17 protein-coding genes are annotated in these 18577 nt (G+C 67.5%); 15 read left to right on the top strand and 2 right to left on the bottom strand.

Going from position 1 to position 18577, the window contains the following annotated elements:
• The 14 genes from AC1DY5_RS12560 to AC1DY5_RS12495 all read left to right on the top strand — a co-directional run.
• The coding region (locus AC1DY5_RS12560) for a chemotaxis protein CheW (RefSeq protein WP_478111695.1) at positions 1-1293 on the top strand (1293 nt) is incomplete at its 5' end.
• Between the two features lie 72 nt (positions 1294-1365).
• The gene (locus tag AC1DY5_RS12555; RefSeq protein ID WP_478111693.1) at positions 1366-2712 is read left to right on the top strand and encodes an EAL and HDOD domain-containing protein; all 1347 of its coding nucleotides are present in this window, start codon (positions 1366-1368) and stop codon (positions 2710-2712) included.
• A gap of 61 nt (positions 2713-2773) precedes the next feature.
• Positions 2774-3643, top strand: coding sequence for a CheR family methyltransferase (locus AC1DY5_RS12550; protein ID WP_478111692.1), 870 nt, complete (start codon positions 2774-2776; stop codon positions 3641-3643).
• Complete coding sequence (cheD, locus tag AC1DY5_RS12545; protein WP_478111690.1) at positions 3640-4302, top strand: chemoreceptor glutamine deamidase CheD; 663 nt, start codon at positions 3640-3642, stop codon at positions 4300-4302. The genes AC1DY5_RS12550 and cheD overlap by 4 nt, the downstream gene beginning before the upstream one ends.
• A gap of 56 nt (positions 4303-4358) precedes the next feature.
• Complete coding sequence (locus AC1DY5_RS12540) at positions 4359-5384, top strand: protein-glutamate methylesterase/protein-glutamine glutaminase (protein ID WP_478111698.1); 1026 nt, start codon at positions 4359-4361, stop codon at positions 5382-5384.
• Between the two features lie 32 nt (positions 5385-5416).
• Complete coding sequence (gene cheY / locus AC1DY5_RS12535) at positions 5417-5806, top strand: chemotaxis response regulator CheY (RefSeq protein WP_478111697.1); 390 nt, start codon at positions 5417-5419, stop codon at positions 5804-5806.
• 6 nt (positions 5807-5812) lie between these two features.
• On the top strand, positions 5813-6454 hold the full coding sequence (cheZ, locus tag AC1DY5_RS12530) for a protein phosphatase CheZ (RefSeq protein WP_478111688.1): 642 nt from the start codon (positions 5813-5815) through the stop codon (positions 6452-6454).
• A 119-nt stretch (positions 6455-6573) separates the two neighbouring features.
• Positions 6574-7713 (top strand): flagellar biosynthesis protein FlhB, encoded by a 1140-nt coding sequence (flhB, locus tag AC1DY5_RS12525; RefSeq protein ID WP_478111687.1) that lies wholly within the window; start codon positions 6574-6576, stop codon positions 7711-7713.
• Positions 7710-9803 (top strand): flagellar biosynthesis protein FlhA, encoded by a 2094-nt coding sequence (gene flhA, locus AC1DY5_RS12520; RefSeq protein WP_478111686.1) that lies wholly within the window; start codon positions 7710-7712, stop codon positions 9801-9803. Before flhB ends, flhA begins: the two co-directional genes overlap by 4 nt.
• 2 nt (positions 9804-9805) lie before the next feature.
• Entirely contained in the window at positions 9806-12256 is a 2451-nt protein-coding gene (gene flhF / locus AC1DY5_RS12515) for a flagellar biosynthesis protein FlhF (RefSeq protein ID WP_478111684.1), read from the top strand.
• A 10-nt stretch (positions 12257-12266) separates the two neighbouring features.
• Positions 12267-13148, top strand: coding sequence for a MinD/ParA family ATP-binding protein (locus tag AC1DY5_RS12510; protein ID WP_478111682.1), 882 nt, complete (start codon positions 12267-12269; stop codon positions 13146-13148).
• 41 nt (positions 13149-13189) lie between these two features.
• Positions 13190-13924, top strand: a complete 735-nt coding sequence (locus AC1DY5_RS12505) for an RNA polymerase sigma factor FliA (protein WP_478111680.1) — start codon at positions 13190-13192, stop codon at positions 13922-13924.
• Positions 13925-14331: 407 nt separating this feature from the next.
• Positions 14332-14577: a DUF6429 family protein gene (locus tag AC1DY5_RS12500; RefSeq protein ID WP_478111678.1), complete on the top strand. Its 246-nt coding sequence runs from the start codon at positions 14332-14334 to the stop codon at positions 14575-14577.
• Between the two features lie 383 nt (positions 14578-14960).
• On the top strand, positions 14961-15968 hold the full coding sequence (locus AC1DY5_RS12495) for an extracellular catalytic domain type 1 short-chain-length polyhydroxyalkanoate depolymerase (protein ID WP_478111677.1): 1008 nt from the start codon (positions 14961-14963) through the stop codon (positions 15966-15968).
• Positions 15969-15981: 13 nt separating this feature from the next.
• Here AC1DY5_RS12495 and AC1DY5_RS12490 read toward each other — a convergent pair whose 3' ends face one another.
• Together AC1DY5_RS12490 and AC1DY5_RS12485 are read right to left on the bottom strand one after the other, a co-directional pair.
• Positions 15982-17157 carry a M20 aminoacylase family protein gene (locus AC1DY5_RS12490; protein ID WP_478111675.1) on the bottom strand — a complete coding sequence of 392 codons (1176 nt, stop codon included), beginning with the start codon at positions 17155-17157 and terminating at the stop codon, positions 15982-15984.
• A gap of 7 nt (positions 17158-17164) precedes the next feature.
• Positions 17165-18142, bottom strand: coding sequence for a tripartite tricarboxylate transporter substrate binding protein (locus tag AC1DY5_RS12485; RefSeq protein WP_478111673.1), 978 nt, complete (start codon positions 18140-18142; stop codon positions 17165-17167).
• Positions 18143-18282: 140 nt separating this feature from the next.
• On the opposite strand from AC1DY5_RS12485, the gene AC1DY5_RS12480 reads away from it, so the two are divergent.
• Positions 18283-18577, top strand: a 295-nt coding sequence (locus AC1DY5_RS12480; RefSeq protein WP_478111671.1) for a LysR family transcriptional regulator, incomplete at its 3' end; no start/stop codon positions are given.

Genomic DNA, 18577 nt, shown 5'->3' with positions numbered 1-18577 from the left:
GCCGAGGCCAGCGTCAAGCCGCAGGCCGCGGTGCCGACGCCGGCGGCGGCCCAGCCCGCAGCCGCCGCCAAGGAATCGAGCTCGATCCGCGTCGACGTCGAGAAGGTCGACCAGCTGATCAACCTCGTCGGCGAACTGGTCATCACGCAGTCGATGCTGACCCAGGCTGCAACGATGCTCGATCCGGTCATCTACGAGCGCTTCCTGAGCGGCCTGGGCCATCTGGAGCGCAATGCGCGCGACATGCAGGAGTCGGTGATGTCGATCCGCATGATGCCCATGGACTATGTCTTCAGCCGCTTCCCGCGCGTGATCCGCGACGTCAGCGCCAAGCTCGGCAAGCAGGTCCGGCTCGACACCTTCGGCAAGGAGACCGAGCTCGACAAGGGCCTGATCGAGCGGATCATCGACCCGCTCACGCACCTGGTGCGCAACAGCCTCGACCATGGCATCGAGACGCCCGACATCCGGCTCGCGAAAGGCAAGGAGGCCACCGGCCAGCTCCTGCTGTCGGCGCAGCACCATGGCGGCAACATCGTGATCGAGGTCAGCGACGACGGCGCCGGCCTGAACCGCGAGAAGATCCTGGCCAAGGCCCTGCAGCAGGGCCCGCCGGTGAGCGAGGCGATGCCGGACGAGGAAGTCTGGCAGCTGATCTTCGCGCCGGGCTTCTCGACCGCCGACCAGGTCACCGACATCTCGGGCCGCGGCGTCGGCATGGATGTGGTCAAGCGCAACATCCAGGAAATGGGCGGCCACGTCGAGATCCAGTCTCGCGGCGGCCGCGGCACCACCACCCGGATCGTGCTGCCGCTGACGCTGGCGATCCTCAACGGCATGTCGGTCAAGGTCGGCAGCGAGGCCTACATCCTGCCGCTGAGCTACGTGATCGAGTCGCTGCAACCACTGGCGGAGCACCTGCATTCGATCACCAGCGAAGGCCATGTCATCAAGGTCCGCGGCGAATACCTGCCCCTGATCGAACTGCATCGCGTCTTCGACGTCGCCGGCGCGCAGGTGAACCCGACGCAGGGCATCCTGGTCATCGTGCAGGCCGACGATGCGCGCTTCGCGCTGCTGGTGGACGAGCTCCTGGGCCAGCACCAGGTGGTGGTGAAGAACCTCGAGACCAACTACCGCAAGGTGCCGGGCATCTCGGCCGCGACGATCCTGGGCGATGGCAGCGTGGCGTTCATCATCGACGTCGCCGCCATGCCGCGCATCCAGCGCGCGCAGGCCGCGAGCAGTGCCGCGCTGGTGGGTGCGGCCCGCCAGGCGACGACCGTCGCCTGAACAGGCCCCTGCAAGCCCCGACATCCTGTGGTCAGGAACGCTTGATCCAAGCTTCAGACGGAGACATTTGCAATGCGCTTTGATTTCTTTCGACGCCCCGATGCGGGCACCGCAGCCAAAGCCGCCAACGAGGGCAGGCTGGCCGTCGTCAGCGATGCCGGCGACCCGGAGGAGGGCGCTTCGGCGTCGCACGAGGCCAGCGGCTATGTCCGCTATGCCCTTCAGCTCGATGCCCAGCAACGCGTCAAGGGCTACCGCATGGCCTGGCTCGCAACGCCCGGCGCCGAGCCGGCGCCCGACGCGTCGAGCCAGTTCAATCTGCTGCTCAACACCATCGGCAGGCACCTGAATCCGCCGCCCACCGGCTGGCGGCTCGGTCGCCTGGTGCTGTTCCTCGACGTCACGGTCGATGCGCTGTTCCTGCCGGCGCTCCAGGCGCTGCCGCCGGAGAACGTGGTGCTATGCATGGGCATGTCCGATCTCAGCGACGCCGATACGCGTTCGATGCTGCTTTTCCTGCGCGAGCAGGGCTTCGGCTTCATGCTGAAGGGCGCCGACGCGCTGCCGGCCGATCCTGAGCTGCGCGAGATCATCACCCATCTCGACATCGGCGACGGCAACTCGGAGCGCGCTTTGCGCCTGCGCGAGCAACAGGAATCGGGACGTGCGCCGCTGCAACTGGTGGCGACCCGCGTCGACAGCTGGCAGCAGGCGGCGGCCTGTGCCGATCTCCGTGTGGACCTTTTCGTCGATGGCGCGCTCAGGGATCCGCTGGTGCCGAAGGGCGGCGATGCGCTGCAGCCCGAGTCGGTGCTGATCTTGCGCCTGATGCAGATGATCCAGCGCAACGAGAACGTGCGCAGCGTCGAATCGGCGCTCAAGCGCGATGCCGCGTTGACCTATCGGCTGCTGCGCCACATCAACTCGCCCGCCATCGGCGCCGGCGTCGAGATTCACTCGCTGCGCCACGCGGTCGCGATGCTCGGCTATGCGCCCTTGTTCCGATGGCTGTCGCTGCTGCTGGCCACGAGCAACCAGGCCAGCGCGCCGTTCATGACCAAGAAGGCGATCACGCGCGGCCGTTTCGTCGAGCTGATGGGGCAGGCGATGCTGCCGCCGGGCGAGGCTGACAACTTGTTCGTGGTCGGCATGTTCTCCCTGATCGACCAGTTGCTCGGCGTGTCGATGGAACAGGCGCTCGCCAAGGTGCAGCTGCCGGGCGCGGTCCAGCAGGCGATCCTGCGGCGCGAGGGGGTCTATGCGCCGTTCCTGGCGCTGGCCGAGGCCTGCGAGACCGACGGCGCCGAGGCGGCACGGCTCGCGGAAGCACTCTTCGTGAGCGCCGGCCAGGTCAACGCGGCGCATCTCGCGGCGATGGTCTGGTCGCAGGAAATCGACATCCATGAAGGCGGCAGCTGAATGAGGCGCGAGCAGCAAGGGTTTTGTCCCGTTGATCGAAGCATTGGAAAGGAGGCTCGCTATGTACATTGAGACGCTTGCACCGAAGCCAGCCGTGAACTCCGAATTCCTATTCACCGACAACGACTTCTCGAAGGTTCGCGCCCTGATCCATCGACGGGCCGGCATCGCGCTGGGCGAGCAGAAGCGGCAGATGGTCTACAGCCGGCTGGCGCGCCGGCTGCGCGAGTTGCGGCTGCCGAAGTTCTCTTCGTACCTCGAGTTGCTGGAATCGCGCCAGGACGGCGACGAGTGGCAGTCCTTTATCAACTCGCTGACCACCAACCTGACTTCCTTCTTTCGCGAGGCCCATCATTTCCCGGTGCTGGCCGAGCACGTGCGCAAGGCACGTGAGCCGGTCACGATCTGGTGCTCGGCGGCCTCGACCGGCGAGGAGCCCTATTCGATCGCCATCACGCTGATCGAGGCGCTCGGCGACAAGGCCAACGCGGCCCGCGTGATCTCGACCGACATCGATACCGCGGTGCTCGCCAAGGCCCAGGCGGGCGTCTTCACCGCCGAGCAGGTGAACCGGCTGTCGCCCGAGCGGCTGCGGCGCTTCTTCAACAAGGGAACCGGTTCGAACGCCGGCAAGGTGCGCATCCGGCCGGAGATCGCGCAACTGGTGAAGTTCTCGCGCCTCAACCTGCTCGATCCCTCCTGGTCGGTGAAGGAGCCGGTGGATGCGATCTTCTGCCGCAACGTGATGATCTATTTCGACAAGCCGACCCAGAAGAAGGTGCTCGACCGCTTCGCGCCGCTCCTGAAGCCCAACGGGCTGCTGTTCGCTGGCCACTCGGAGAACGCCTCGCTGGTCAATCAGACCTTCAGGTCACTGGGGCAGACGGTGTACGAGCTGGCGCGGGTGAAGGGCAAGGCGGGAATCGCATGAACGCGGTTGTGCGGGGGTCGCTGGCGAACCATCACTATTTCGACCGCGACGTCGGCAGCATGGCAGTCAAGCTGCTGCCTTCCGAATATTTCGTGACCACCAGCGACACCGTGCTGACCACGGTACTGGGCTCTTGTGTGGCGGCCTGCATCCTGGACGCCGATAACGGCGTCGCCGGCATGAACCACTTCATGCTGCCCGAGGAGGGCGAGTCGGTCGTCCGCGACGCCGCCGAGTCGATGCGCTACGGCGCCTACGCGATGGACGTCCTGATTCGCGAGTTGATCCGTGCCGGCGCGCGGCGCGATCGGCTGCAGGCCAAGGTGTTCGGCGGCGCTGCGGTGCTGGCCAACATGACCACGCTCAACATCGGCGACCGCAACTCCGATTTCGTGCTGCGCTACCTGAAGGCCGAGGGCATCAGCGTCGCGGCCCAGGACCTGCGCGGCCAGCACGCGCGCCGCGTCTGCTTCATGCCCGCGAGCGGCAAGGCCGTGGTTCGCAAGCTGCGCGGCCAGAACGACGTGCAGGCGATCCAGCGCGAGGAGGGCGAGCTGATGCGCGCACTGGCCGCCCAGCGCCCGGCGTCCGGCCTGCGCAAACCCAACAATCCAGCGGGCGACACCCCGCCGCTGGCAAGAAGCATAGGAAGCTGGTGAGCGCTAACAAGATCAAGGTGCTGTGCGTCGACGACTCGGCGCTGATACGCAGCGTGATGACCGAAATCATCAACAGCCAGCCCGACATGACCGTCGTCGGCACGGCGGCCGATCCGCTGGTGGGCCGCGACCTTATCAAGGTCACCAATCCGGACGTGCTGACGTTGGACGTTGAGATGCCGCGCATGGACGGCCTCGAGTTTCTCGAGAAGCTGATGCGGCTGCGGCCGATGCCGGTGGTCATGGTGTCGTCGCTGACCGAGCGCGGCTCGGAGATCTCGCTGCGCGCGCTCGAGCTCGGCGCGATCGACTTCGTGACCAAGCCGCGACTGGGCGTGCGCGACGGCCTGCTCAACTACACCGAGCTGATCGCCTCCAAGATCCGCACCGCCGCCAGCGCGCGGCTGCTGCCGTCGAAGCATGCCGCATCGGCCCGGCCGGCCGGCGATGGCGCGCCGGAGGCGCTGCTGCGCAGCCCGCTCCTGAGCACCGAGAAGCTGATCATCATCGGCGCCTCCACCGGCGGTACCGAGGCGATCCGCGAAGTGCTGCAGCCCTTGCCGCCGGACTCGCCGGGGATCCTGATCGCGCAGCACATGCCGTCCGGCTTCACTCGCTCGTTCGCGCAGCGGCTCGACGGCCTGTGCCGCATCACCGTCAAGGAGGCCGAGCATGGCGAGCGCGTGCTGCCGGGCTATGCCTACATCGCGCCGGGCGGTTTCCATCTGTCGCTGGCGCGCAGCGGCGCCAACTACGTGGCGCACCTCGACCAGGAGCCGCCGGTGAACCGGCACCGTCCCTCGATCGACGTGCTGTTCGATTCGGCGGCGAAGCACGCCGGCAAGAACGCGATCGGAATGATCCTCACGGGCATGGGAAAGGACGGCGCCGAGGGCCTGCTGCGCATGAAGCGCGCCGGCGCCCACACCCTGGCTCAGGACGAGGCGAGCTGCGTGGTCTTCGGCATGCCGAAGGAAGCCATCGCGCTCGGCGCCGCCGACGAGGTGGCGCCGCTGGGAGAAATGGCGCGCCGCGTGCTGGGGCACCTGCGCACCTTCGGTGCGCGCACGAATCGTGTTTGACAACGAACTGTATGAGTGGAGAGAGAAACGTGATTGACAAGAGCATCAAGATCCTGGTCGTGGACGACTTCCCGACCATGCGCCGCATCGTGCGCAATCTGTTGAAGGAGCTCGAGTTCCTCAACGTCGACGAGGCGGAGGACGGTGCGGCCGGCCTCGAGAAGCTGCGCGGCGGGAATTTCGGCTTCGTGGTGTCCGACTGGAACATGCCCAACATGGACGGACTGACCATGCTGCAGAGCATCCGGGCCGACCCCGAGCTCAGCAAGCTGCCGGTGCTGATGGTCACGGCCGAGGCCAAGAAGGAGAACATCGTCGCGGCGGCCCAGGCCGGCGCGAACGGCTATGTGGTCAAGCCCTTCACGGCGGCCACCCTCGAAGAGAAGATCACCAAGATCTTCGAGAAACTCGCGAAGGGGTGATGCGCCATGAGCAAGAACGCGTTCGACGCCGAACAGGGGAACACCGCTGAAGAGTTGCTGAGCCGCATCGGGCAGTTGACGCGTCAGTTGCGCGAAGGCCTGCGCGAACTGGGCCTCGACAAGGAGGTCGCCAAGGCCGCCCAGGCGATCCCCGATGCGCGCGACCGGCTGGCCTACGTGGCCGCGACCACCGAGCGGGCGGCACACCGCGCGCTCAACGCGATCGACGTGGCGCAGCCGCTGCAGGAGGGGCTGGCCAGCGAGGCCAAGGGCCTGAGCAAGCGCTGGGACGAATGGTTCGCGAATCCGGTCGAGCTCGACCATGCGCGCGCGCTCGTGATGGACACCCGCGGCTACCTGCAGGACGTGCCGCAGAAAGCCAACGCGATCAACACCCAGCTGATGGAGATCCTGATGGCGCAGGATTTCCAGGACCTGACCGGTCAGGTCATCAAGAAGATGATGGAAGTGGTGAACGACATGGAGACCGAGCTGCTCCAGGTCCTGATCGACAACACGCCGCTCGAGAAGCGGCAGGAGATCGTCAACAACAGCCTGCAGAACGGGCCGCAGGTCGTGGCCGGGAATCCGGATGCGGTGGCCGACCAGTCGCAGGTCGACGACCTGCTGGAGAGCCTTGGGTTCTGAGGGTCTGATTCAGCGAGAAGGAGGGCGATAGCGCTCTTGATCGGGCGATTGTTCCGGCCCTTCGAATCGAATAATCAGTCATGTGCAGGCGTTCCTCGCCTGCTGCTCCAGGAGCATGAATGGCTGAGGAAAGCGATCTCGAAAAAACGGAACCCGCCTCCGAGCGGCGCCTCGAGAAGGCGCGCGAGGAAGGCAATGTGGCCCGCTCCCGCGAGCTGACCACTCTGGTGATGCTGGGCACCGCGATCGGCGGCCTCTGGTTCACCGCCGGGTCGCTCGGTGGCACCCTGAGCGCCGCCATTCGCCGCGGCCTGCAGTTCGAGCGCGGCATCGCCTTCGAACCCTCACAGATGCTGGCGCGCAGCGGGTGGATGGCGCTCGAGGCCCTGCTCGCCATGGCACCGCTGTTCGCGATGATGGTGGTGGCCGCGCTGGCGGCACCCATGATGCTCGGCGGCTGGATGCTGTCGGGCAAGGCGGTCTCTCCGAACTTCGGCAAGCTCGATCCGCTGGCCGGCATGGCCCGCATGTTCTCGACCCAGACGCTGGCCGAGCTGTTCAAGGCGCTGGCCAAGTCGCTGCTGATCGGCGGCGTCGCCTGCCTGGTGATAACGGACGACCTCGAGGCCGTGATGGCACTGATGGGCCAGCCCGCATCGACCGCCTTGCCCCACACCATCATGCTGGTGGCACGCAGCTGTGCATTGATCGCGGCAACGCTGCTGCTCGCGGCGGTGGTCGACGTGCCCTGGCAGCTCTGGTCGTACTACAAGAAGCTGCGCATGTCGCGCGAGGACGTCCGGCAGGAGCACAAGGAGAGCGAGGGCGATCCGCACATCAAGGCGCAGATCCGCCGCCAGCAGCAGGCGATCGCCAAGCGCCGGATGATGGCCGAGGTGCCCAAGGCCGACATCGTGGTGACCAACCCGACGCACTTCGCGGTCGCCCTCAAGTACATCGACGGCGACATGCGGGCGCCGCGCGTGGTGGCGAAGGGCACCGACCTGGTGGCCGAGCGCATCCGCGAGATTGCGACCGCCAACAAGGTCGCGATCCTGGAAGCGCCGCCGCTCACCCGGGCCTTGCACAAGCACACGCGGCTCGGCGACGAGGTCCCGACGGGCCTCTACACCGCGGTGGCCGAGGTGCTGGCCTGGGTCTACCAACTCAAGCGCTGGAAGTCCGAAGGCGGCGAGGCACCGCGCACGCCGACCGATGTCGCCGTGCCCGAAGAACTTCAATACACGGTGCCTGCATGAACGCGATGTCCAACCTGATGCGTCTGCCGACGCAGTTCTTCTCCGGCAGCCAGTTCAAGGGAATGGCCGGCCCGGTCCTCATCATCATGATCCTGAGCATGATGGTGCTGCCGCTGCCGCCCTTCCTGCTCGACCTGCTGTTCACCTTCAACATCGCGCTGTCGGTGATGGTGCTGCTGGTCAGCATGTACACCATGAAGGCGCTCGACTTCGCGGCCTTCCCGGCGGTGCTGCTGTTCTCGACCCTGCTGCGGCTGTCGCTCAACGTGGCTTCCACCCGCGTGGTGCTGATGCAGGGCCACACCGGGCCCGATGCCGCGGGCAAGGTGATCGAGGCCTTCGGCCACTTCCTGGTCGGCGGCAACTTCGCGGTCGGCGTGATGGTCTTCATCATCCTGGTGCTGATCAACTTCATGGTGATCACCAAGGGCGCGGGGCGCATCGCCGAGGTCGGCGCGCGCTTCATGCTCGATGCCATGCCCGGCAAGCAGATGGCGATCGACGCCGACCTCAATGCCGGCCTGATCGGCGAGGACGTGGCCCGCAAGCGTCGCACCGAAGTCGCGCAGGAAGCCGACTTCTACGGCTCGATGGACGGCGCCAGCAAGTTCGTGCGCGGCGATGCGGTGGCGGGCCTCCTGATCATGGTCATCAACATCATCGGCGGCCTGGTGGTCGGCGTGGTGCAGCACGGGCTCGACTTCAAGACCGCGGGCACCACCTACACGCTGCTGGCCATCGGCGACGGCCTGGTGGCGCAGATCCCGGCGCTGGTGATCTCTACGGCCGCCGGCGTGATCGTCTCGCGCGTGGCGACCGATGAGGACGTCGGCCGGCAGCTCACCGGCCAGCTGTTCTCAAATCCCCAGGTGCTGTTCCTGACCGCCGGCATCGTCGGTCTGATGGGCATGATCCCGGGCATGCCGAACCTGGCCTTCCTGCTGATCGCGGGCGGCCTGGCATGGCTCGGTCGCGGCCTGCTCAAGCGCAAGCCGCAGCAGGCGGCGGCGCAGGCGGCCGCCGCCCAGGCTGCCCTGCCGCCGGCGGCCGAGACCGCCGAAGCCAACTGGGACGACATTGCGCTGGTCGATCCGCTCGGCATGGAGGTCGGCTACCGGCTGATCCCGCTGGTGGACCAGTCGCAGCAGGGCGAACTGCTGGGCCGCATCAARAGCATCCGCAAGAAGATCGCGCAGGAGATCGGCTTCCTGGTGCCGGTGGTCCATATCCGCGACAACCTCGAGATCAAGCCGAACACCTACGTCATCAGCCTGAAGGGCGTCGAGATCGGCCGCGGCGAGGCCTTCCCAAACCAGTGGATGGCGATCAATCCGGGGCAGGTCACGGGCAGCCTGCCCGGCACGCCGACCCAGGACCCGGCCTTCGGGCTGCCGGCGGTGTGGATCGATGGCAGCCTGCGCCAGCAGGCGCAGATCCACGGCTACACGGTGGTCGATGCCTGCACCGTGATGGCGACCCACCTGAACCACCTGATCCAGACCCACGCGGCGGAGCTGCTCGGCCGCCAGGAAGTGCAGCAGCTGATCGACCAGATCGCCAAGACGGCGCCGAAGCTGACCGAGGACCTGGTGCCGAAGCTTATCTCGCTGAGCACGCTGCACAAGGTGCTGCAGAACCTGCTCGAGGAAGAGGTGCCGATCCGCGACATGCGCACCATCCTCGACGTGCTGGCCGAGCATGCGCCGACCGTCAAGGACGCCACCGAACTCACGACGCTGGTCCGGCTGGCCCTCGGCCGCGCGATCACCCAGCAGCTGTTCCCGGGCAATACCGAGCTGCAGGTGATCGGACTCGACGGCTCACTCGACAGCGTGCTGCAGCAGGCCATGACCAGCAGCAGCGGCATCGAGCCCGGCCTGGCCGACAACCTGCTGCGCCAGGCGCAAGCCGCGATCGTGCGGCAGGAACAGATGGGCCTGGCGCCGGTGCTGGTCGTCCAGCATGCATTGCGCGTGCTGCTGTCGCGCTTCCTGCGCCGCAGCCTGCCGCAACTCAAGGTGCTCTCCCATGCGGAGATCCCTGACTCTCGCAACATCAAGATCACCGCCACCATCGGAGGAAGAGTTTGAACATGTCTACAGATGTGCGGACCACGGCCCGCAAATTCGTTGCGACGACCAGCCGCGAAGCCTTGCGCCTGGTCCGCGAGGCATTGGGTGCCGAGGCCATCGTGCTGAACCACCGTGCGATTCCCGAGGGCGTCGAGATCGTCGCCATGGCCGAAGGCGAGGTCACGCAGGCCGTGGCTGCGGCGAGCGCCGCGCTGCCGGTGGCGGCCAGGACACCGGCGCCCGCAGCCTCGCCGGCGCGTGCGCCGGCCACTGCGCCGATGCCTGCGGCACCGCCGGCCCCGGCGCCGGTTGCTCCGGCCGCGCCGACCGACCTGGTCATGAACGAACTCCACTCGATGCGCGGCATGCTCGAGGAGCAGCTCGCGAGCGTGGTCTGGAATGATCGCCAGCGCCAGGACCCGGTGCGCGGCCGGCTGCTGCGCACGCTGCTCGGCGCCGGCTTCAGCGCCAAGCTGTCGAAGGCCATGCTCGAGAAGCTGCCGACCGGACAGAGCTACGCCGAGGGCATGGCCTTCGCCMRCGCCGAATTGATCCGTGCCGTGCCGGTGCACGAGGACGAGGATGCCTTGCTCGCGCAGGGTGGGGTCTATGCGCTGATGGGCCCGACCGGTGTCGGCAAGACCACCACCACCGCCAAGCTGGCGGCTCGCTGCGTGATGCGCTTCGGCGCCGACAAGCTGGCGCTGGTGACCACCGACAGCTACCGGATCGGCGCTTACGAGCAGCTTCGCATCTACGGCCAGATCCTCGACGTCCCGGTGTTCGCCGTGAAGGACGCCGCCGACCTGTACCTGGTGCTGCAGGACCTGCGCGACAAACACATGGTGCTGATCGACACGGTCGGCATGAGCCAGCGCGATCGATCGGTGTCGGACCAAATCGCGATGCTGTGCAACAGCCATCGCCCGGTCAAGCGGCTGCTGCTGCTCAATGCGACCAGCCATGGCGACACGCTCAACGAGGTGGTGCACGCCTATCGCCACAGCGGCGGCGGCAATGACCTGGCGGGCTGCATCTTCACCAAGGTCGACGAGGCCACACACCCGGGCGCGCTGATCGACACGGTGATTCGCCATCGGCTGCCGGTGCACTACATCTCGAGCGGCCAGAAGGTGCCCGAGAACCTGATGCTGGCCGATCGTTCGCAATTGGTCGGGAGCGTGTTCCAGCCGCGCCGCCACAACGCGCTGTTCGTGCCGGCCGAGGTCGACATGCAGGACGAGCCCGCCGGTGCTGCGCCGTCGGCCCAGGTCGTTCAGGCGCGGGCCGAGACCGACCGCCTGCGGCTGCAATACCAGAATCTGATCCGGGCCATGGCGCACGATGCCCAGGAGCTTGCGACCGCCGCCGGCGCACTGGCCGGGGCGCAGATCGGATTCGAGGCTGCGCGCCGCCTATGGCGCAACGCGGGCGACGAGGCCATCGGCCAGAAGTCGGTGCTGGAGGACCTCTTGGTGCAGGCGCGCAGCGAGATTGCCGCCGGCTGCGATGCCCATGCGCTGGCCCTTTCGGGACAGGTCGGCCTGCGCTCGAACGAGGGCGGCGACGCCTACGAATGCCAGGGCAGCCTGCTGCTGTCCGACCGCAACGGCCTGCCGCTGGCGGCGCCCAACCAGTGGCTGTCGACGGCGGCCGTCGGTGCGGGCATGGAGGCCCGGCGCCGGCAGGGCCTGCGCCAGGTCCAGTGGCTGCGGCAGCAGTCGCTCGGCCGCACGCTGGTGCATGTGCTGCTCCGGCTGCCTGGCATCGAGTCGATGGTGGAATGGCAGGCCCAGGGCCAGCGCTGGCTGGCGCGGGCACCGGGCTCGACCGCGGTGGTCGATCCCGTGACCGAGGCACCGGGCAAGCTGGCGCGGCTCGGCCTCGCATTCGGCGAGGCGCGTGCGGTGATGTTCCGCGGCAAGCCCGCGCTGCAGTGCGAGGCGCAGGCCGAGGTGCTGCTGAGGCTCAGCCCCTCGGCCGTCATCGACCCGCGTGCGCTGCCCCGGCTGCGCTGCGTGGTCACGCGCGTGCTCGATGCGCGGGGCCAGAATATCCTGGCCCAGAGCTACCTGCTGTCGAACCTGGGCCACGCGGTGAGCGCGCTGCAACTCGCGCAATGGCAGGGCTGGGCGGCCGAGGCCGACCCCTGCTTCCGCCTGCTGCGCCAGGGCGTGCAGCTGATCGGCGGCATGGGTGAGCTCGGCGACCCCGACATGATGAAGCGGCTGCTGATCGCCGGCCAGGTGAGCACCACCGTCTGGCGCTTGCTGCAGGCGAAGGGCGAGTGGGCCGATCGAACGCGAATGCTGCTGAACCAGCTCGCCGGGCGGCCGGTGCGATCCAGCGGGCCGCTGACCGGCAACGCACTGTTCGTCGGTGTCGACAAGCTCTTCATGCTGCTCGAGGCGCTCGGCACCGAGAGCACCGCGCCGGCCCGGCAGCCCAGGGTGCTGGAGCAACAAGGTTGAGGAGCGACGCATGAGCAAGCTGGTTGCGGATCAGGCGGATGGATTGCGGCGCCTGCTGGCGCACACGCCCACGCGCGTCGTTGCCGTCGCCGGCATGGAACCCTGCGGTGGCGCCTCGGAGGCCACCATGAACCTGGGTGCGGCCCTGGTCCATCAGGGCAAGGACGTGCTGGTGCTCGATGAACACGGCGGCACGGCGGCGGCGATCTGCGCCGCCTGGGCCATCGACCCGCTCGGCGACCTGGCCGATGTCGCCGATCGGCGCTTGACCCGCGAAGGCGCGATCGCCCGCGCCGACTGCGGTGTCGGCGTGCTGCCGGCGCCGCTCGGCGATCGGCATGCCGAGATCGATCCGAGGCTGCTGTGCCCCGGCGGCGTGGTGCTGATCGACGCCCAGATCGACGCCGAGGGCCGGCTGTCGTCGCTGGCCCGGCTGGCGGACGAGCTGCTGCTGGTGCTGCGGCCGAACGCGGCCTCGATCACCGCGGCCTACGCGGGCATCAAGCGGCTGCACTACGCGCATGGACTGAAGCAGCTGCGCTTCCTGGTCGAGGGCGTGGCCGGCGTCGAGGAGGCGCAACGGATCACCCACAACCTCGCCAGCACCGGCGGGCGTTATCTCGCGGTGTCGCTCGAGGCGGCCGGCTGGGTGCGCGCCGATGCGCATCTGGCGGACGCGCGGCGGCTGAGGCAGACCGTGGTGGAGGCCTTCCCGGCCAGCTCGGCGGCGGTGGACTTCCGCCGTGTCGCGGTCGACATGGGCGGCTGGCCCTGGCGCACCGCCGTCGCTCGCGGGCACGTCCCGCGATCCACTGCCATGCCGCCGGGAGGGCCGCGCATCGGCCTGCCGCCCCTTCGGGCGACGCCGATGCCGAACACGGCCATCGCCTGAGCGAACGAATCGAACAACCGTCAAGCAACAAAGGACCGCACGTGTACACCGCACAGGGCACCATTGAGAAGTCTCACTTGCTGGAGCAGCACCAGCCGCTGGTGCGGCGCATCGCGCTGCAGATGATCGCCAAGCTGCCGGCGAGCGTCGAGCTCGACGACCTGATCCASGCCGGCATGCTGGGCCTGCTCGATGCATCGGGCCGCTACCAGGACAACAAGGGCGCGCAGTTCGAGACCTTCGTCAGCCAACGCATCCGCGGCGCCATGCTCGACGAGCTGCGTGCCAGCGACTGGGGCTCGCGCGGCCTGCGCCAGTCGGCGCGCGCGGTCGAGAAGGCGATCCATGTGCTCGAGCACCGGTTCGGCCGATCTCCGACAGAAGGGGAGATCGCGAAGGAACTGAAGATGGACCTGGAGGCCTACCAGTCGCTGCTGCAGGAGATCCAGGGCTGCCAGCTGGTCTATGTCGAGGACTTCGCGAAGGGCGAGTCGGAAAATCCGTTCCTCGACATGCACGCGCAGCAGGCCCGCAAGGGCCAGGGTGCCGGCGACGATCCGCTCGAACAGCTGCTCGAGAGCGGCTTCCGCTACCAGTTGATCGACGCGATCTCGGCCTTGCCCGAGCGCGACCAGCTGCTGCTGAACCTGTACTACGAGGAAGAGCTCAACTTGCGCGAGATCGGCGCGATTCTGGAAGTCAGCCAGAGCCGGGTCTGCCAGTTGCACAGCCAGGCGATCAGCCGGTTGCGGGCGCGACTGAAGGATCTTCTTTAGGGCGTCCTCATCGACGGAACGGGCGCGGAAAACGTTGAAGCTCTGTCGCGCGGGCCGTGCGTGAGGGGCGCGTGCCGAGGGCATCGGGTGGCCCCCTCCGCGAATGTCCCCCGGCTTCGCCGCCTCCATTATTTCGCTGCGGGGGCCACCCGATGCCCTCGGCACGGGTAAGGCCGTGTAGTGATCGTTGATCAACGACCGCTTTGACGGACCACGTCGATGATGTGAGCCCGCCCCAGCAGTGCGCGGAGTTGAGCCCGTAGGAATCCCCACCCGGGGCGGACCCCCTGGCGGAAACACCGCCGGTTGATCAAAGTACCATCGTGAGGTCGAACTGTCGCCGTGCGCAGCGGCCGCAGGCCGTCTGAGCCCGTCCAGAGGGTCCACCGTCGCCAAGGGGAAACGCCATGAAATATGACATGGTCAAGGTCGAAGAGGCAGTCTTAGCGTTGCTCGGCGTCTTCGAGTTCGAGAACGGACGTGTGTGGAAGCGCTATGACTTCGCAACCATGGATGGTCTTCATGAAAAGGGCTTCATCACGGAACCTCACGGCCGGCAAGAGTCGGTTTACCTGACGGACGAGGGGCTGCGCCGCGCCAAGGAGCTCGCGGCCGTGTATTTCGGGACCGACAGGGCGGCGCCGGAGCGCTGATAGCTACGGCGGATTCCGGCGATGCAGTTCGGCTCGCCAAATTGCCGGCTTGGGCGCGGCGTCTACGATGCTCAACAGCGCGAACGGCTACGACCTGGGCTTGCGCCATCTCTTCTGAGCCGGTTGCACTCTTCATGCGATGACGATGCTGGTTTTCCCCAGGGGGTCGGGCTTCGATTCGAAGACGCGAGTCGAGCTTGATGGTGCCGGCGACTTGCCGCTGGCCCGCGCGGTGCTTGCACGCGACCCGAGCGGCGTAGGAAAGCAACCACGCGACAACGGGCTCGACGCTTAGGTGGCCGATGAACTCGCGCCTCAAGCTTCACATTGCGGCCATTGGTCGCATACCGTGTTCATTCGCCAGCGACCCCTGAAAGAAAGAAATGGCCAAACGACGACAGACCTCTGCCTGGGCCAAATTGTTTGGGCGCAGCATCGCCTCCTTCACTCGCATTGCATTGCGCGCCAACACGCGCTCCGCCACTCGGGTTCTCAAGCCGACGCTCGAAAAGCGGCGGCCGCCACCCGGCGACGGTCAATGGCTCGCGGGTACGGCCTTTGGGCCCACGGGCATGCGAAAGTACCGGCTGTATCGACCGCCGGGCGTTCGATTCGGCGAAAAGCTTCCCTTGATGGTGATGCTTCATGGCTGCGGGCAGGACGCCAAGACCTTCGCCACCAGCACCCGAATGAACGCGGTCGCCGCCCGCGAGCGCTTCATGGTGCTCTATCCGGAACAGGACCGCCTCTCCAATCCGCAGGGCTGCTGGAACTGGTTCGACACGTCTTCCGGCCGTGCCTACGGCGAGGCGGCCTTGATCATGAATGCCATCGACCAGGTGAGCGTGATGTACGCCGCGGACCGCGCGCGCGTGGCCGTTGCGGGACTGTCCGCCGGCGCAAGCATGGCGGCGCTGCTGGTGACGCGGCATCCCGAGCGCTTCAAGGCGGTGGTCATGCATTCCGGCATTCCTCCTGGTACGGCGCACTCCACCCTGTCGGCGCTGGGTGCCATGCATGGTCACCGGGCGACCAAGCCGCTGCCGACGGCGCCGGTGGCGGCGGGCGCGTCATGGCCCCCTTTGATGGTGATACACGGGGGCGGCGACAAGACGGTGGCACCGAGCAATGGGGTTGCCGCGGTCCAGGCATGGGCCGACGCTTCAGGGGCGGTATCGAGCAAACCCCGCCTTGTCCAGAGAGGCAAGAGGTATGCGACGAACGTGACCGATTTCAAGCGCAAGGGAAGCACGGTGGCAACCCTCGTGGACGTGAGCGGCTTGGGCCACGCGTGGAGCGGCGGAGCCGCCAGGCATTTGTTCAGCGATGGGCTCGGTCCGGATGCATCCCGGATGGTCTGGGCCTTTGCGGCCAAGCAGTTCCGCGCTTGAGGAGCGCTTTTCTTCAGGCCACCAGGAAGCGCTCCGTCAGCAGCGCCCAGTAGGCCGAGCCGATCGCCACGTTGTCGTCGTTGAAGTCGTAGCCCGGGTTGTGCACCATGCAGGCGCCGGCACTGTCGCCGTCGCCGTTGCCGATGAACAGGTAGCAGCCCGGCAGCTTCTCGAGCATGAAGGCGAAGTCCTCGCTGCCGGGCACGGCCGGCCCCTGCAGCGTGACCTGGTCGGCACCGACCAGTTCGAGCGCCACCTCGCGTGCGAAGGCGGTCTCCTCCGGCGTGTTGACCAGCACCGCATAACCCGGCCGCCAGTCGATCCGCGCCGTGACGCCGAAGCTCTCGGCCTGGGCGGCGATCAGCGCCTTGACGCGCCGCTCGAGCGTGGTGCGCACCTCGCGGTCGAGCGCGCGGATGCTGATCTCCAGCGTCGCCTGCTGCGGGATCACGTTGTTGGCCTTGCCGGCGTGGATCGCGCCGACCGTGACCACGGCCGCCTGCAGCGGGTCGACGTTGCGCGACACCACGGTCTGCAGCGCCATCACGATGCTGGCCGCGGCGACGACCGGGTCGGCCGCACGGTGCGGCATCGCGCCGTGGCCGCCGACACCGTTGAGCGTGACCGTCGCGTAGTCGGAAGAGGCCATCGCCGGGCCTTCGCGCAGCACCAGGCGGCCTTGCGGAATGCCCGGCATGTTGTGCATCGCGAAGATCGCATCGCAGGGGTACTTGTCGAACAGGCCGTCGTTCATCATCCGGAGCGCGCCGCCGCCGCCTTCCTCGGCCGGCTGGAAGATCAGGTTCAGCGTGCCCGAGAAGCGGCCCCGCTCGGCCAGATGCCGGGCGGCGGCCAGCAGCATCGCGGTGTGGCCGTCGTGGCCGCACGCATGCATCACGCCGGCATTGCAGCTGGCGTAGCCGAGGCCGGTGGCCTCGTCGATCGGCAGCGCGTCCATGTCGGCGCGCAGGCCCAGCCGGCGGCGGCCGTTGCCGCGCACCAGCCGGCCCACGACGCCGGTGCCGCCGAGCCCGCGTTCGACCTCGTAGCCCCAGGCCTGCAGCTTCTCGGCCACCAGGGCCGCGGTGCGGTGCTCGTCGAAGGCAAGCTCGGGGTGGTGGTGGATGTCGCGCCGCAGGCCGATGAATTCTTCTGCCTGGCCGTGCAGTTGATCGAGGAGTGCGCTCATGAGCTTCCTATTGGGGTTGCAGGTTGATCGACTTGGCTATCGCACGGTAGCGCGCGGTCTCGTTCTCGTAGAACTTCGCCGCTTCGGCCAGCGACATCGGCGGCGATGCAAGCTGCGTCTGGGCCGCCAGCTGCGAGCGCACGCCGGGGTCCTTCAGGGTGGCGCCGATGGCCTTGTGCAGGCGCTGCACCACGTCCTCGGGCGTGTTCTTCGGCACCATGAAGCCGCTCCAAATCTGGAACGAGAAGTCCTTGAGCTCCTTGCCTTCGCTCACCGTCGGCACGTTCTTCAGCAGTTCGGAGCGCTGGGCGCCGAGCTGGCCGATCACCTTCAGCCGACCCTGCTCGGCCATCGCGCCCATGCCGGCGCTGTACACCAGCACCGCGAAGTCGACCTGGCCGCCGCCGATATCCTGCAGCAGCGGCGCGTTGCCCTTGTACGGCGCGTGGATCAATTGAATGCCGGCGCGCCGCTGCACGTCCTCGAGGATCAGGTGATAGAGCGAGCCGATGCCCACGCTGCCGTAGGTCAGGGGCTTGTCGGCCGACTTGCGCGCCAGCGCGATCAGCTCGTCGATGTTGTTGACAGGGAGTTCCTTGCGGGCGACCACCACCATCACCGCGTCGGTCACCGGATGCACCAGGCGGAAGTCCTCGGCCTTGAGCTTGACCGCGGCATTGGCCAGCGGTGCAAGGATGACCTCGTTGGGCGAGCCCTGGAACAGGTAGTAGCCRTCGGCGGGCGCCGCCAGCACCTTCTGCGCCGCCAGCGCGCCGGCGACGCCGCCGAGGTTCTCGACGATCACCTGCTGCCCCAGTTCCTTGCCCAGCGGCACGGTGAAGATGCGCGCTGCGGCGTCCGAAGGGCCGCCCGCGGGGTACGGCACCATCAGGTTGACCGGCTTGCTCGGGTAGGTCTGGGCGAACGCGGCGCCTGCGGCCAGCAGCAACAGGCCGGCGATCGAACGTTGGAAGAAGCTCTTCATGGGGTTCCTGACGATGGGCTGTGGGGCCGTCCCTCGGATCGGGGACGCGCTTGCATCGTAGGAGCGGCGCATGAGAACATCCAATGCATTGTTGTCCGCCAGATGATTACTTCAATGCATGGATATTCCGGGGCCACCCGATGACGCTGGTTCAACTCAGGCACTTGATCGCGCTGGCCGAGAGCGGCTCGTTCAGCAAGTCGGCGCAGGCGATGTGCATCACGCAGCCGGCCTTCAGCCGCAGCATCCGGGCGCTCGAGGACGAGCTCGGTATGCCGCTGTTCGACCGCATCGGCCGCCGCAGCGAGCTGACGCCTTTCGGTCGCGACGTGGCGGCCCGTGCGAAGCAACTGGTGTCCGAGGCCGGCGAGTTGCGCGACAGCGGCCGGCAGATGCGCGAGGGGCAGGGCGGCGCCATGCGCATCGGCATGGGCT

The sequence above is a fragment of the Variovorax sp. P4_D9 genome, from assembly GCF_056401695.1.
This window is presented reverse-complemented; position numbering and strand designations above follow the sequence as displayed.

Coding starts and splice junctions, on each gene's coding strand:
- AC1DY5_RS12555 (WP_478111693.1), top strand. CDS start 1,366: ATGCGCTTTGATTTCTTTCGACGCCCCGATGCGGGCACCGCAGCCAAA.
- AC1DY5_RS12550 (WP_478111692.1), top strand. CDS start 2,774: ATGTACATTGAGACGCTTGCACCGAAGCCAGCCGTGAACTCCGAATTC.
- cheD (WP_478111690.1), top strand. CDS start 3,640: ATGAACGCGGTTGTGCGGGGGTCGCTGGCGAACCATCACTATTTCGAC.
- AC1DY5_RS12540 (WP_478111698.1), top strand. CDS start 4,359: ATGACCGAAATCATCAACAGCCAGCCCGACATGACCGTCGTCGGCACG.
- cheZ (WP_478111688.1), top strand. CDS start 5,813: ATGAGCAAGAACGCGTTCGACGCCGAACAGGGGAACACCGCTGAAGAG.
- flhB (WP_478111687.1), top strand. CDS start 6,574: ATGGCTGAGGAAAGCGATCTCGAAAAAACGGAACCCGCCTCCGAGCGG.
- AC1DY5_RS12510 (WP_478111682.1), top strand. CDS start 12,267: ATGAGCAAGCTGGTTGCGGATCAGGCGGATGGATTGCGGCGCCTGCTG.
- AC1DY5_RS12500 (WP_478111678.1), top strand. CDS start 14,332: ATGAAATATGACATGGTCAAGGTCGAAGAGGCAGTCTTAGCGTTGCTC.
- AC1DY5_RS12495 (WP_478111677.1), top strand. CDS start 14,961: ATGGCCAAACGACGACAGACCTCTGCCTGGGCCAAATTGTTTGGGCGC.
- AC1DY5_RS12490 (WP_478111675.1), bottom strand. CDS start 17,157: ATGAGCGCACTCCTCGATCAACTGCACGGCCAGGCAGAAGAATTCATC.